Here is a 13,678-nt window from a genome sequence, read left to right as displayed (position 1 = left end):
GTCTTCACGATTGGGAGGGCATCACATATTGAATACCCATAAAATTCTTGCACATACATCTCATCGTCCTTATCCCTTGCCCAAAGGGCCGTGGATGATGAAGCAAGGCTGGAATAAGGTCTTGTTCGCCCATTGGCCTGTGAACGAAGCTTCTGTTGCTCCGTTTATTCCTCCGGGTCTGGACTTGCAGCAATGGGAAGGGAGACCCTGGATTAGTGTCGTTCCCTTTCGGATGGACCCGCTGCTCGTCAGGGGGTTGCCTCCCCTTCCTTTTGTCCACTCATTTCTGGAGCTTAATATTCGTACCTATGTAATTAAAGACGGCAAGCCGGGCGTCTTTTTTCTGAATATGGATGCCTCCAGTCTGCCTGCTGTTACCGGTGCTCGCGCCCTCACCTACTTGCCGTATAGATATGCAGAGATGTCTCTTCAGTCCGAAGGACAGAGTATCCAATACATCAGCAAAAGGCAGACCGCACATGGAGAAGCCCTATTTAACGGTGTCTACTCAGCTGTCCAATCCACGCCAATACATGCCCTGCCCGGGACTCTCCTTCACTGGCTAACCGAACGGTACTGCCTGTATACTGCCAGTTCGAAAGGACAGCTATATGTCGGTGACATCCACCACCAACCATGGCCTCTACAGGAAGCCAAGCTCTATCTGGATTGCCATACTTCAACCCAAGCACTAGGGCTCGTACACGAACCGGAGCCTTCGCTTCTGACCTACACCGAGCGACTTGAAGTACTGCTCTGGCCGCTGAGAAAAATATAAATGCCGCTAACCTCTTATGCCATGAACCACTCATCCTGTTAATGATTCAGCACAAAAAAGATTGCCCTCCTGTCGAATAGCGACGGAAGGGCAGTCTTGGTTGGTGTCTGTCTAGGATTCATTTTTGGAGATATGATTGAGACTTGGAACATAATCCTCAGCCTTATTGTTAGTCAACGTCTGAGGCTCCTCTGTGAAATGAGCGTGATTCTGCTGATTGTTCTTCTTATCTGCACGATTATTCGCTCGATCATACTTCGGATCTGCGCTGTTCTTGGGCATGACATTCACCTCCATCCCTTCACGTTAGTATGGGGAACGGGAGAATCTTTTATCCTAAAGGAAAATGTCCTGATTTGCGCCTACAGCAATCTCACTTTCCGCTTATTGAGCGTCCTTCTGCGGAGCCATATTGTTGTAGATGTTGTCCGCCGTCACTTTTCCTGTGCTAATATCCTGAGAAGTATAGCCGGAGACGATATTGCCCACTTTAAATTCTTTTTGTAAAAGCTCCTCTGATGGTTTCGCCGCAGTTGGGCCTTTGATGCCCAGTTTCGTCGCGTCTGTTACCGTCACCCACAGGTCACCTACCTTGAAGCTCTTGCCGTCCGCACTTACCTCAGAGATTACACCCTCAATATTGACCGCAGCTTTGCCTGTGGTGGCCGCATTACCGCTGGTGTCTTTTTGCGGAGCCATATTGTTGTAGATGTTGTCCGCCTTCACTTTCCCTGTGCTGACATCCTGAGAGGTATAGCCGGAGACGATATTGCCCACTTTAAATTCTTTTTGCAGCAACTCTTCGGATGGCTCCGCGGCGGTCGGGCCTTTGATGCCCAGTTCCGTTGCATCTGTTACCGTCACCCACAGGTCACCTACCTTGAAGCTCTTGCCGTCCGCACTTACCTCAGAGATTACGCCCTCGATGTTCACTGCAGCTTTGCCTGTAACTGGGGGTTTCGTGGTGTTCACAGCCGATGGTGACTGCGTGTTGAAAAGTGTACTCTGGTTCATTGTAAAAGTACCTACTGCTAATACGGCACATGCCGCGATCCCAATTGTCCAGCCTTTTACTGTTCTCTTCTTTGCTGTTTGCATATTTACCCGCTCCTTATGATTGTTTATATTTATGTTTTTTGAATTATCCATCTCTGATAACAGCTTCTGATAGGTTACCTCATTGAAATCTTCACTTGTCTTCACATGAGACATCGCTGATTTATAAACTGATTTCTTCATCTTCCAGACCTCCAATCTTTTCTTTTAAAAGAAGGCGTCCACGCGCAAGCCACGTGCCCACTGTTGCCGGCTTCGCTTGCATAATCTCGGCGATTTCCTGAATCGAATAGCCTTCGTAATAGTGCAGATGAATGGGGATACGATATTTTTTATCCAAGGCCAGCACGGCCTGTAAAACCTCGTTTTCTTCTTTCGGGAGGTAGCTCAGATCCTCCGGGACCGGATTTCTACTTTTAAACCAGCCGGTTTTCAGCATATTCTTGCTTTTATTGATCGTTGTTCGGATAAGCCATGCCTTTTCATGCTCGTTATTTTCAAAGGCCGGACGTTTTTGCAGGTAGGTTAGAAACACCTCTTGCGCCACCTCTTCTGCATCAGCCACATTTTTTAGGTAAGTGAACGCAATCTTAATCATGCTTTGAGAATATAAGTCCAGGGCCCGTCGTACCGATTCATTGATATCAAATGAAGTGTACACCTCACCACCTCCTTTCACTTTAAATACAACTGAGCCCTCCGATATTTTTCATCACGTTTAATATTTTTTTAGGATGCAACGGTTGCTTCTAAATTAATACAAAAAAAGCTCCAGCCAAAAGGCAGGAAGCTCAGGTAATCGTCCTAATTCAAATTGTTTCCGCACCGGGATCGAGATCCGACAGTCGGGTAACAGTACATTTGGTGTATTTTGAATACAATCACGACATAATACATGCATAAAGTGAACTTAAGAATAACACCTTACTGATCGATGAAGTCCTGATATTTAGAAGGCATTCTCCAGTCAGCTTGCCTAATTATTAAGTTCAGCTTATATAGTTACACAAATTTAACTACTGTGGGTGGGAGAAAAGATGACCCTATTATTAACGATTGTTATCGTAGTTCTGATACTCATTCTGATTGGCTTTCTGTATTTGCACCAAGCCCCGTTTGGAAAGCTGCCCTCCGGGAGCCGGCTTGCCCGTATTGAACAGTCTCCACATTATCGGGATGGAAAGTTTCACAACGTACTAACCACGCCAATCTATAGTGAGAACTCCAACTTATATACTGTTGTAAAAGAGAAACTCTTTACCAAGGAGCGTCTCAAACCACTCCAAAAAGTCCCTATAAAGAAGACTGACCTTCATGTTCTTCAGGAAGATGAGGAAATGATGGTATGGTTCGGCCATTCCTCCTTTTTTATTAGGACGGGTCGTAAAAATATGCTGTTCGATCCGATCTTCAGTCAGACAGGTGCTCCCGTCTCATTCTCAAAAGCCTTTCCCAGTACCAATTACTATACCCCTGATGATATGCCGGATATCGATTACCTGTTCATCTCCCATGATCATTGGGATCATCTCGATTATGCAACGCTCACGGCTCTGCGGCCAAAAATCAAACAGGTGATCTGTGGTCTGGGGGTAGGATCGCATTTGGAGCATTGGGGATTTAAGCCTGAGATAATCACGGAGCTGGATTGGGGAGACACGGTAGCTTTGGGTGATGGTTTTACTGTGCATGGGGTCACAGCCCGGCACTACTCTGGACGCGACTACCGGCAGAAGCGGACGTTGTGGTTATCCTTTGTCATAGAGGCACCTGGTCAAAAAATATTCTACAGCGGAGATAGCGGCTACGGGCCTCATTTTGCCGAAGTCGGTAAGCAGTATGGGCCCTTTGATCTCGTCATCCTGGAGAATGGGCAATACAATACACAGTGGAGATTTATTCACATGTTTCCTAATGAAGTGCTAAAGGCAGCGCAAGACCTGCGTGCAAAAAGCCTGCTGCCCGTTCATGCCGGAAAGTTCGCCCTAAGCATCCATAGCTGGGACACGCCTTTTCGCAGAATATCTGAGCACGGTGAGGATAAAACATTTCATCTGCTATTGCCGATGATCGGCGAGCGGGTGGAACTGTGGAAGGATCAGCAGCAGTTTGAGCGCTGGTGGGAGAGTATTAAGTGAGACTATAAAAGCCAGTTTTCCGGTAGTGAACTGCAACCCGATTGTTAGAACGACTAACAGTGGGGGGGCGGTTTATTAAAGGGAGACTGGCTTATTTTCTCGCATATTTATAAGATCATTTAAACTTAGAGTAACCCATTCGATAATTTGGATGGAGGATTCTATCCGTTCCCTGGCCTCTCCAACGAAGAGACTTTTAATTAAGTTCTTCAGATCATCAGATAGCATCTCCATATCCTTCAGATAAAACAGGACTGAACCATTGGGAGGCATCGGCTTATTGCTGGCTGCCCAAACCCCTTCGAGGATTTTCCATGAAGTAGTTCCCGCAACAAAAGCAGCTTTTAAATCATCTCCTGACATTTGAGCCGCTTTGATTTTAATCAGAGTGCTCTCAAGCCAATATTTTATCGATTTCATTTCTGTGACAGGGGTTTTATACCCGGAGAAAAGCTGTTTGGATCGTTCTATGAGTTGTTGGAGCTGCTCTTCGTGATCAAGGAGGATGACTGAATCCAAGAAATTGTACATCCCCATAGGTCCACCTTCACATTTATGGGTCGCCACCTCTATATCTGAATATTTAAGTTCAACGTAAATGCCCTGTCTGAATTCTGCTAGAAAGGGTCTGCTTAACCCCTCCTTCAACAATATGTACATATCCAAATCAGAAGTTTCGTAGGATTCACCTCTTGCTACCGAACCTTGAAGCAATAAGCCAATCGCTTCGTGATCCTGAATAACTTCTTCGTATATCTCCATAACTAAATTGCGATGAATTTCACTTTTGATCAAGCGAATAGAATCCATTAGACACCTCCATAATTTATTATAAATTAAATTTTGATCTTTACACTGTAGAAATAAGATGTTAATATCATTTCTATATTTATAGAATAGTAGAAATGATGATAAGAAAGGAGACCATGATGGCTCAAGTTGACAATGAGATACTGCAAGCTGTTAAAGTATTCAAGGCTTTAGGTGAACCTACACGACTAAAAATCGCATTGATGCTGGTACGGGAAAGTAATCAATGTGTGACTGCTATTGGTGAAGGCCTTGAAACCGTGGCAGCTTCAACATTATCACATCATCTCAAGCAACTGACGGATTCAGGCTTAATTCAGTCCCGAAAGAGCGGTCCGTTTATTCACTATAGTGTTAATCACGAAGTTGCAGAGAAATTTGCGCCATATATTTTGGTGTAAATTTTTTTCAGATATAATTCTATTATTCTAGAAATGTAGAATACAAAAAAGGAGCGAGCAAAAATGCAAAAAAACTCAAAAGGCATCGAACTTGGAATAACAACATTTCTTCATACCAGACCTGAAGCTGGAGGTGTTTTACCAGCCGAGCGGCTACGACAAGCCATTGAAGAGATTCAACTGGCTGATCAGGTTGGCCTTGATGTCTATGGCATCGGTGAACATCATCGCAACGACTACACAAGTTCATCTCCAGCAGTTATCTTGGCTGCTGCCGCTTCCACAACTAAGCATATTCGGCTATCCAGTGCCGTAACGGTGCTGTCTTCTGCCGATCCAGTTCGTGTCTATCAGGACTTCGCCACACTGGATAACCTAACCAATGGCCGGGCTGAGATTATGGCTGGACGTGGTTCTTTCGTCGAATCCTTTCCCCTCTTCGGATATAACCTGAACAATTATGAAGAATTATACGAAGAGAAGCTGGATCTTTTACTTAAAATCCGATCCGCAGAGAAAATAACATGGACAGGTAATCTCCGTGCACCACTTAAAAATATGGGCGTATATCCACGTGCGCAACAGCCTGCGCTTCCTGTGTGGATTGCTACTGGCGGTAGTCCAGAGTCGGCCATCCGTGCCGGCCAGCTAGGTCTTCCAGTCATTTTCTCCATTATTGGAGGTATGCCGGAGCGTTTCGCTCCACTAGTGCAGTTATATCGTCAAGCTGCTGAACAAGCAGGGCATAATCTCAATGATTTGCAAATTGCCTGTCATTCGCATGGTTTTATTGCAAATTCGTTCGAAACAGCTACAGAAAAGTATTTCCCCATCATGGAAGATCAAATGAATCAAATTGGCAAAGAACGCGGCTGGCCAGCGTATTCACGTAGCACGTATGAGGATGCGTTGAGCCCTCGTGGCGCTCTTTATGTTGGAGATCCAGAATACGTGGCCGAAAAAATCGTGCGTGCAGTACAGCAACTGGGCTTGACCCGTTTTCTTCTGTATGTTGACTTTAGTACGCTGCCTCACAGTGATTTGTTAAAAACGATCGAGCTTTTCGGCACAAAAGTAGCACCCATTGTACGCAAGGAATTGGCTAAATAAGTGAACTTCATCTATTTTTCCAGCTAACAATTCCATGTTTCTAGAAATGTAAAATCGAAAGGGGCAAAATAATGCATAACACGTGGAAAATCTATATATTAGCTATTGTAAGTTTTTTAGTGGGGACTTCAGAATTTGTAATATCCGGGATACTGGATCGGGTCTCTAGCGATGTAGGCGTAACACTTGCGGCTGCTGGCCAACTTATTACGGTTTACTCGATTGCTTACGCGATTGGTACACCTATTCTCATTGCCACTACCTCAAAAATAGACCGGAGAAAACTCATGTTGGCTGCTTTGGTCCTATTCTTTATAGGAAATCTGATCACAATCTTAACCACCGGCTATACGATGCTGGTTGTAGCACGAGTCGTCTTAGCATTAGGCACCGGTGTCTTTATGGTGGTTGCGCTAACGGTATCTGCTCAAATGGCCCAGCCAGGCAAACAAGGCAGCGCCATTGCTACTGTTCTGCTTGGATTTAACCTTTCGCTTATTTTGGGCGTTCCTCTGGGAAGAGTTATTGCCAGCACCTACGATTGGAAAATGATTTTCCTCGGAATTGGTGTACTCAGCTTGATCGCGATGCTGATCATTTCATTCACTATTCCAAAGTCCAAAGGAGAAGCAGCTGTACCGCTTAGAGAACAACTCGCCTTGTTGAAAAATCCGCGGCTTTCATTAACCTTATCGATCAGTTTCTTCTGGATCATGGGATACACTATCATTTACACGTTCATCACACCATTTCTGCTCAGCATTACTGGAATGAGCGATAACCTGGTGAGTATCGGGCTGTTTGCTTTCGGTATAGCCAGTCTGCTTGGCTCCCAGGTTGGAGGATACGGCGCAGATAAATGGGGGATTCCACGTACTTTGATTGGAAGCCTGCTATTCCACGCTGGTATTCTGCTCCTTATGACCGCATTCGCTCATATTACGGCTGCTGTCTTTCCTTTGCTGATGTTATGGTCATTTTTCGCCTGGTCTACCTTTCCCGCTCAACAAGTGTATCTGATTGGCATGGCGCCCAAAGCATCGGGAATTCTTCTTAGCTTGAACACCTCCATCGTACAACTTGGAATGGCTGTGGGAGCTGTCATTGGTGGTCTGGTTGTGGAAAAATTCTCACTGCAAGCGGTCGGCGTGGTTGGCGCAATTGGTGTCGCCATTGCAATCCTCCCGGCAATAATATCGCTTGCTATGCGAAAACAAACTGCGAATTAATTTTGAATAATATAATAAATAAGATTTGTGTAGACCCCTCTGCACAATTCTTATTTCAAATCGCCCTTTTGGTGAAATGGAGGTCCCTCAACCATTTCATCAGGGGCTATTTCAATATATGAGAACTAACTCTCCTCTCCTGTCGTGGATATTTATTAGACACATTCCAGCTGGTCCTTAGCGGGATAACAAAACGGATGAGTCTTGGTAACAAGCAATCGGAATAAAATTAAAAAAGCCGAGAGACTTCAGGAATACCTGAAATCTGCTCGGCTTGCTGTAATACTCTATAAGCTTCAATGCTTATTTTTCAAGAAATCCCGTAGAAGGATTCGTGATGAAGAAACCCTCCTGTGGAACATAAAAGTATTGAATCCAGACACCATCCAGAAGCGGTTCGCGTGTATCCAACAATACATTAATATCCTTATCTGTTGCGATAATTTCATCATGTTCAGTTGGTGTATCAAGTACTACATCATAGTGGCCGTGATCGCCATGATTCTGAGTAATAATTACCCTAATCATCTTTCCTTCAGCTTCTTGACTGTTTAGCATATCTTTTAGAACTTTAGCTGCATTACGGTTAATTTTGCACTTCATCCTCAATCGACCTCTATTCGTCTTAATTTACAGTAAGAAGTTCATTATAACATAACTTAAGGTGCTATATATAATTTAGTGCGGCAGTTTAATGAATTGCCTCTGTTGCCATTACATTAAGGACTGTCGCATACAAAAAGAGAGCCGACGTGCTGTGAACCGCTTTTAAAATTTGATGCTCACTTGCCACTTCCGTACTCCCAAAAGCCCTTATGACAAGAACTTCTATATAAAAGTCACGACAAGGAATTCTATACATTGCCATGGGCCAAATGTTAGAAGAAAGATAAGTATTAGAACTCTACACAAAGATCGGCAGTCAGGCACTGTTGAATAAAGCATTAGACTCGAAATTTATTTAAGCTAGCGGGCAGGATAGTTTGTTCGCTTTGGAGAATACTGCACTACGAATGCTTTTACGAAGTTCGTAAATCAGATATTATGAGGGGATTATGGACATGACTGAAATTGAAAAACTTCTCTCAACCATTAAAGAAAATGAACAACTTGCAGAACAGATTGGCGCAATACTATGTTTAGATTTTTATGACAAATTGCAAACACCTTACATGCTTAACTATCGGTATATATTTAGTATCCCTGGCATGGCATTCTGTAAAGATGGAGGGGGCGGAGAGTATATATTGTTAGAAGATAGTAGTATTGCTTATTCTGGTCAGGCGGATGAATGTGGTCGTGTAGCTGAAAATGTTCAAGAGTTTTTGGAATTGATATTAAATTGTGCTTACAGTTGGTATAACTATACTCTGTTGTATAATCATAATCCAGAATTTCTCAACGAAGATATTGTGGAATATGAGCTTGAAGGACGTGAGCAGTTTTTGGATGCTTTCGGGGATGTTTTTTCTAATTATGATGAGATACAAAAAAAAGTGGCAGAAGCCCTGCATCTTAAAATTTCACAGGACATTAGAAAAGATATTCTGCCTTTATTTTTTAAGGCTGCAAAGAAAGAACCTAAGTTTTACTGGGAAGAGCAAGATTTAAGAACCAAATCAACAGACTTAATAAGTTAATATTCCGGCGGTTTTTACCTAAACATACAGGATAATGGAATTGGCAATCTGATACATAGCAATGTAGGCTATTTTAAACAAGAAGCACTATAACATAACTTTGATGGGCATTTTCAAACATTCAGAAATAACTATTAGCAAATATTTATTACGTTAACAGAAACGTTAGTTCAATGAAACAGCGACAGTCTAGGACATTATTTTCCCGTCCTTTGCTGTCGCTGTTTCAATTTCTAGGGTCAGACTAAAACTTTATTTTCTTTTAACCGCAGGTAAGTTTCAGTCACAAACATATCACAATCCTCTATTTTTCTAAAATAATTCTAATACTGACCGAGATCGATAAAACTCAAATCCATGTTAGCTTCATCTTCAGCCTGATTTGCAGACTCTGTTGACACTGCTTTTCCTTCGTATTCAAGGTTACCGTTTGTCAAATTGAATACATATAGACGATTACCTTTGAAATTCTTATAACCCACAATATAGAGATAATTTTGCTTAAAACCATAGGTAATGTTTTCACTTAAATCTATATTTGTATTCTTCAGAACTGTCTCATATTCTTTACTCACTAGATCGTAAGAAATAACAGTGAATCCTATATTCCCCTTACTTGATACAGATTTTTGCAGGAAATAAATTTTCTGTCCATAGGTATCCATAATATTATTCAATAACATTTCATGTCCTTGGAACGCGAGAGGCGAGATTTGTCCTGTTTTAACATCCACTTGATATGCCTTTTTATGATTATCCTTGCTAACATTTAAAATCCATTGATCCGTGTAATCCAGGTTTTGATTGGCTAACCTTACGTATTGATTATCCCCATTTGTTGCTACAGATTTAGCTCCTGGTAATACGAGCGGCTCATTCGTAATCTCCTTTGTTGTTAGATTCACGCGGATAATCTGCGGTTCAGATACATAACCTTTAGCGCTGTGATTCAAAGACACCATTGCAACAAGCTGTTGATCAACAAGCTGTACATTTTGTACAAAGATATCTGAAACATCATGATCTACATTAAGATCGGATCTGATTTCCTGCGTATTGTCATTTTGCTTGTTAAGCACAGAAATACTGAGCGTAGCTTTCTTCTTCGCTGATGAATTATTTGATTGCTGCTGATCCACGGTCCAATCCATATAAGCAAGTATATCCTGATTTTCATAGAACCCAGCTAAGTTCTTCTTTCCACGCATGAACTGACGATGCTGATCTATCCATTCATCCAGTTGCGTTTTCACTGGTCTTTGGTTTAAGCTTTGGCTTATCGTTGGCTTTTCATTTGGATAATCTGTACCGTTTGTAGTGATATAAGCTCCTTTGATGCCAAATACACTATCCTTAGTCAAGTAATTGCCGTATAAAGCTATACCTTCAACGAAGGAAGCATCCCCTTGAACCATCGTCAGCTTATAATTAGGTAGTGTCTCTTGTGAAGCCTGTACATAATACGTCCCGATTGTAATCACCGCGAACACTACAAGAACGGCGTTAACTATATATTTTTTCATCCCATAACCTCCGTAACCCTTCAATTATACCGATATTTTCTTACGCAATAGATACAAGCTGTACCAAAGCGAACCTCCAGCAATGATCACTATTAATCCGAGACAAACACCTATGATTTCTCCTGGATAGAAGTAGCTATCGTACCGGCTGTAACCCATTTGATAGGGTATTGAGGCTAATCCAGCTAGAAGCGCAAAGTATAGTATAATTAAGCCGATTCCTTTCAGTCTGTAGCTCCGCTCCATTAGAATCGCTGTGAATAAGACGATCAGGCCTGCGATACCCAGTCCATAGTATAGTACAAACTCAGAAAAGTAGGGCGGAATCAGAACTTTAAGCACATTAGGAAACTTTAAATAATCAAATACCGAGATGTTCCGATATAATTCAGCGGGAAGAATTGACTGTGCTATCAAGCGCTCCAGTGGAACAAGGACAATCTGCAGGGCGACAAGTCCAAATGCGAAGATCAAGATCGTAACTAGCTTGGCAAAATACAAATTCGCCCGGTTGGATGGCAACGTGAGCAGGCGATATACTACCGTATTTTTACCTTTCCAGTCACGGTACCAAATGAAGCAGCTGTATATTAGCAACACTGTTATGCTCAAAAATATAGGTCCGAAATATAGAAGTACATTATATTGACTGGACACTGTACTATTTAGCTGAATATATCCAGTTACATTGTGATATTGCTCAAGGGTCCATTGATTCATTCTCATTGCCTCATTCGCAGAATCTAGCCAATGATTAGCACCGATGGTGACTGCTGCAAGTTGTAAGGCGACTGTCAGCACCATGAGTCCAAAATATATTTTGGAAAATCGGTTCATTTCAAAATTTAATAGCTTCACAAAAGCTCTCATTTCATGTACACCTCTCTCATTACGTCCGTAATGGACTTACCTTCCTGCTCGCGAACTTCTTCACAGTAGAATTCGCGTTCTACCTTTCCGTGCTGTAGCAAGACCGCTTTATCAATTAAATGCTCAATATCGTTAATTTCATGAGTTGTAATAATCACACCACGATCCTCGATCAATTCACTTGTGAACACATCAATAATTTGCTCGCGGCTGAACATATCAATCCCCGAGAACGGTTCATCCATTAGGATGTAATCACAATCCAAGGCAAGTCCGAGCAACAAATTTAACTTCGCAGCCGTCCCCTTCGACAATGAGGATACCCCATCCGAAGAGCTCAATTGGAAGAGCTTAAGTAATTCCTTGGCACGTTCAGCGTTCCAATTCCGATAAAAGTCAGCCATAAAGCTCAAGCAATCAGCAATTCTCATATTGGAGGGCATCGTTAACGAATCTGGAATGAAAGTGATTGTCTCATACATCACAGGTGTTAATGATACATTATCGATTAAGACTTCACCCTTGTGTGGTGTCAGTCCCATGATGGATTTCAGCACCGTTGACTTCCCGGCACCATTGATTCCGATTAGGCAGGTAATTTCACCCTTGGCAGCAGTGAAGCTAACGCCATTTAGTACCTTTTTGAATCCATAATTCTTCACCATCTGATTCACTTGGATCATCTTGTGTCACCATCCTCTGGAGATAACTTTCGCTCGGATGTATATTTTGTCTTTATGATATCTACCAGTTCTTCAACTGGAATTTGAATATTCTGAATGGAGCTGATGAATATATCCACTGCACTTTCGATTAATTCAGCGCGAATCGAGCTTAGAATCCGCTGATCCTGTGTAATTCGACTCGGGGAATTCCCTTCTGTTACGATCAATCCCTGTTCCTCCATTTCCTTATAAGCCTTCTGCGCCGTGTTCGCATTAATCTTCATTACTGATGCCAGTTCGCGCCGTGAAGGGATTTTGTCTCCCGCTCCGATTTGCCCTGTAGCAATCTGTTCCTTGAAGTAACGGACAACTTGAATATATACGGGTTCTCGAATATTAAAGCTAACACCTGACTTCTGTTCTTCTGTCATACAACCAACTCCATAAGGTAAGTGTGTGTACTAAGTGGTTCATACATCTTATGAATGTACTATATGTGTAATACACTTTTGTGTCAATAGATTAATTTTGAACGCAGTCTTCTGGAGTTATTGTTCTTAGCTATTGTATTTTGTGCAATTCATCCGATGAAAATCAACCTTTAATAGCACATTTCTCTAAGTTTAGTCTAATTCTTTATTTGATTTGGACACCAATTCCTCCCGGAAAGTATATCCATAAATTTGTTAAACCGCCTTATTACTTAGCATTATAGATTCTCCTCTACAGAAATTATAAATAAAAAAGGGCGTAACCCAGAACATGTAGTAGGTACATGTTTTGGGTTACGCCTTTTACACACCATATATCGTAAGGCAAGGATGAATCAGATCCATCATCATTCTTTAATTTCTTTACTTCCTACAATATTCAAACACAGACGAACCTGGTCCTGAGTTTCGTAAATCAGCTTGTTTATTTTAGAGAACCACTTTTCAAAAAAACCTCTCTTTTTCATTAAAAGCAACCAATCCGTTATTATTTTAAATAAAGAAGATGATATTACAAATGGTAATGAAATCGATTGACTCAGCAATTGAATAATTTTCTTCAGCTCATCTGCGTTCTTACTTTCATAATCCACAATGATTTTTTTGAAAAAAAGAAAATCATTTTGAGGTAATGAATATATAGTAATAAGTCCAATTGAGATAGCAAAAAAAGTTCTAATATTTTACCCCGATAGTGTTCATTTAACCGCCTCACACTACCATTTGTGCCAACAATTGTTCCATGAACTTTTGAACCCAAAATCAGTTTTAGCCATTTAGAGCACCTTTGAAAATACTCAAAGAAAATTATAAAAAAGTCCTGATAAATCAAGGGTTTCTTGACCATCAGGACTGAAATACTTGTGCCAAAAATCGTTACAAACCTGTGACAAACTACGTTCCAACGGTGACAAGATGAATTACAACTCACAGGTGGACAGAAATTATTGTTTCGTTAAACTCCCTG

General features: G+C 41.8%; 15 protein-coding genes. 6 read left to right on the top strand and 9 right to left on the bottom strand.

Features of this window, described 5'->3' with window-relative positions; genetic code table 11:
* Window positions 1-28: 28 nt before the first annotated feature.
* On the top strand, window positions 29-778 hold the full coding sequence (locus ACFRAM_RS21330; RefSeq protein WP_379467852.1) for a YqjF family protein: 750 nt from the start codon (window positions 29-31) through the stop codon (window positions 776-778).
* 111 nt (window positions 779-889) lie between these two features.
* Here the strand turns inward: ACFRAM_RS21330 and ACFRAM_RS21325 are convergent, their stop codons facing one another.
* The 3 genes from ACFRAM_RS21325 to ACFRAM_RS21315 form a co-directional block, all read right to left on the bottom strand.
* Window positions 890-1,060: a hypothetical protein gene (locus ACFRAM_RS21325; RefSeq protein WP_175371430.1), complete on the bottom strand. Its 171-nt coding sequence runs from the start codon at window positions 1,058-1,060 to the stop codon at window positions 890-892.
* A gap of 102 nt (window positions 1,061-1,162) precedes the next feature.
* Complete coding sequence (locus ACFRAM_RS21320) at window positions 1,163-2,017, bottom strand: DUF5666 domain-containing protein (protein ID WP_379467849.1); 855 nt, start codon at window positions 2,015-2,017, stop codon at window positions 1,163-1,165.
* Window positions 1,998-2,495, bottom strand: a complete 498-nt coding sequence (locus tag ACFRAM_RS21315) for an RNA polymerase sigma factor (RefSeq protein ID WP_379467847.1) — start codon at window positions 2,493-2,495, stop codon at window positions 1,998-2,000. The genes ACFRAM_RS21320 and ACFRAM_RS21315 overlap by 20 nt, the downstream gene beginning before the upstream one ends.
* 376 nt (window positions 2,496-2,871) lie before the next feature.
* On the opposite strand from ACFRAM_RS21315, the gene ACFRAM_RS21310 reads away from it, so the two are divergent.
* Window positions 2,872-3,972: an MBL fold metallo-hydrolase gene (locus ACFRAM_RS21310; RefSeq protein WP_379467845.1), complete on the top strand. Its 1,101-nt coding sequence runs from the start codon at window positions 2,872-2,874 to the stop codon at window positions 3,970-3,972.
* Between the two features lie 75 nt (window positions 3,973-4,047).
* On the opposite strand, the gene ACFRAM_RS21305 is transcribed toward ACFRAM_RS21310, so the two are convergent.
* The gene (locus ACFRAM_RS21305) at window positions 4,048-4,782 is read right to left on the bottom strand and encodes a nucleotidyltransferase domain-containing protein (protein ID WP_379467843.1); all 735 of its coding nucleotides are present in this window, start codon (window positions 4,780-4,782) and stop codon (window positions 4,048-4,050) included.
* A gap of 119 nt (window positions 4,783-4,901) precedes the next feature.
* Here ACFRAM_RS21305 and ACFRAM_RS21300 point away from each other — a divergent pair, with 119 nt between their 5' ends.
* From ACFRAM_RS21300 to ACFRAM_RS21290, 3 genes are all read left to right on the top strand, one after another.
* Window positions 4,902-5,183 (top strand): ArsR/SmtB family transcription factor, encoded by a 282-nt coding sequence (locus tag ACFRAM_RS21300; RefSeq protein WP_175371449.1) that lies wholly within the window; start codon window positions 4,902-4,904, stop codon window positions 5,181-5,183.
* A gap of 63 nt (window positions 5,184-5,246) precedes the next feature.
* Entirely contained in the window at window positions 5,247-6,293 is a 1,047-nt protein-coding gene (locus ACFRAM_RS21295) for an LLM class flavin-dependent oxidoreductase (RefSeq protein ID WP_175371435.1), read from the top strand.
* A gap of 71 nt (window positions 6,294-6,364) precedes the next feature.
* Complete coding sequence (locus ACFRAM_RS21290) at window positions 6,365-7,522, top strand: MFS transporter (RefSeq protein WP_379467841.1); 1,158 nt, start codon at window positions 6,365-6,367, stop codon at window positions 7,520-7,522.
* 303 nt (window positions 7,523-7,825) lie between these two features.
* On the opposite strand, the gene ACFRAM_RS21285 is transcribed toward ACFRAM_RS21290, so the two are convergent.
* Window positions 7,826-8,125 (bottom strand): iron-sulfur cluster assembly accessory protein, encoded by a 300-nt coding sequence (locus ACFRAM_RS21285; protein ID WP_379467839.1) that lies wholly within the window; start codon window positions 8,123-8,125, stop codon window positions 7,826-7,828.
* A gap of 458 nt (window positions 8,126-8,583) precedes the next feature.
* On the opposite strand from ACFRAM_RS21285, the gene ACFRAM_RS21280 reads away from it, so the two are divergent.
* Window positions 8,584-9,162 (top strand): hypothetical protein, encoded by a 579-nt coding sequence (locus tag ACFRAM_RS21280; protein ID WP_379467837.1) that lies wholly within the window; start codon window positions 8,584-8,586, stop codon window positions 9,160-9,162.
* A 323-nt stretch (window positions 9,163-9,485) separates the two neighbouring features.
* On the opposite strand, the gene ACFRAM_RS21275 is transcribed toward ACFRAM_RS21280, so the two are convergent.
* Genes ACFRAM_RS21275 through ACFRAM_RS21260 form a run of 4 tightly spaced genes read right to left on the bottom strand, consistent with a single transcriptional unit; the run spans window position 9,486 to window position 12,651 of the window.
* The gene (locus ACFRAM_RS21275) at window positions 9,486-10,685 is read right to left on the bottom strand and encodes a hypothetical protein (RefSeq protein ID WP_379467835.1); all 1,200 of its coding nucleotides are present in this window, start codon (window positions 10,683-10,685) and stop codon (window positions 9,486-9,488) included.
* Between the two features lie 24 nt (window positions 10,686-10,709).
* Window positions 10,710-11,555: a hypothetical protein gene (locus ACFRAM_RS21270; protein WP_379467833.1), complete on the bottom strand. Its 846-nt coding sequence runs from the start codon at window positions 11,553-11,555 to the stop codon at window positions 10,710-10,712.
* Window positions 11,552-12,238, bottom strand: a complete 687-nt coding sequence (locus ACFRAM_RS21265) for an ATP-binding cassette domain-containing protein (protein WP_379467831.1) — start codon at window positions 12,236-12,238, stop codon at window positions 11,552-11,554. The genes ACFRAM_RS21270 and ACFRAM_RS21265 overlap by 4 nt, the downstream gene beginning before the upstream one ends.
* Window positions 12,235-12,651 carry a GntR family transcriptional regulator gene (locus ACFRAM_RS21260; RefSeq protein ID WP_379467829.1) on the bottom strand — a complete coding sequence of 139 codons (417 nt, stop codon included), beginning with the start codon at window positions 12,649-12,651 and terminating at the stop codon, window positions 12,235-12,237. The genes ACFRAM_RS21265 and ACFRAM_RS21260 overlap by 4 nt, the downstream gene beginning before the upstream one ends.
* Window positions 12,652-13,678: the final 1,027 nt, after the last annotated feature.

Source organism: Paenibacillus sp. NPDC056722 (assembly GCF_042790635.1).
Classification (GTDB): Bacteria; Bacillota; Bacilli; order Paenibacillales; family Paenibacillaceae; genus Paenibacillus_AQ; species Paenibacillus_AQ agri.
This window is presented reverse-complemented; position numbering and strand designations above follow the sequence as displayed.

Excerpts from the sequence above, each read along its gene's own strand:
- ACFRAM_RS21325 (WP_175371430.1), bottom strand. The coding sequence starts at position 1,060 with ATGCCCAAGAACAGCGCAGATCCGAAGTATGATCGAGCGAATAATCGT.
- ACFRAM_RS21320 (WP_379467849.1), bottom strand. The coding sequence starts at position 2,017 with ATGAAGAAATCAGTTTATAAATCAGCGATGTCTCATGTGAAGACAAGT.
- ACFRAM_RS21310 (WP_379467845.1), top strand. The coding sequence starts at position 2,872 with ATGACCCTATTATTAACGATTGTTATCGTAGTTCTGATACTCATTCTG.
- ACFRAM_RS21305 (WP_379467843.1), bottom strand. The coding sequence starts at position 4,782 with ATGGATTCTATTCGCTTGATCAAAAGTGAAATTCATCGCAATTTAGTT.
- ACFRAM_RS21300 (WP_175371449.1), top strand. The coding sequence starts at position 4,902 with ATGGCTCAAGTTGACAATGAGATACTGCAAGCTGTTAAAGTATTCAAG.
- ACFRAM_RS21295 (WP_175371435.1), top strand. The coding sequence starts at position 5,247 with ATGCAAAAAAACTCAAAAGGCATCGAACTTGGAATAACAACATTTCTT.
- ACFRAM_RS21290 (WP_379467841.1), top strand. The coding sequence starts at position 6,365 with ATGCATAACACGTGGAAAATCTATATATTAGCTATTGTAAGTTTTTTA.
- ACFRAM_RS21285 (WP_379467839.1), bottom strand. The coding sequence starts at position 8,125 with ATGAAGTGCAAAATTAACCGTAATGCAGCTAAAGTTCTAAAAGATATG.
- ACFRAM_RS21280 (WP_379467837.1), top strand. The coding sequence starts at position 8,584 with ATGACTGAAATTGAAAAACTTCTCTCAACCATTAAAGAAAATGAACAA.
- ACFRAM_RS21275 (WP_379467835.1), bottom strand. The coding sequence starts at position 10,685 with ATGAAAAAATATATAGTTAACGCCGTTCTTGTAGTGTTCGCGGTGATT.
- ACFRAM_RS21270 (WP_379467833.1), bottom strand. The coding sequence starts at position 11,555 with ATGAGAGCTTTTGTGAAGCTATTAAATTTTGAAATGAACCGATTTTCC.
- ACFRAM_RS21265 (WP_379467831.1), bottom strand. The coding sequence starts at position 12,238 with ATGATCCAAGTGAATCAGATGGTGAAGAATTATGGATTCAAAAAGGTA.
- ACFRAM_RS21260 (WP_379467829.1), bottom strand. The coding sequence starts at position 12,651 with ATGACAGAAGAACAGAAGTCAGGTGTTAGCTTTAATATTCGAGAACCC.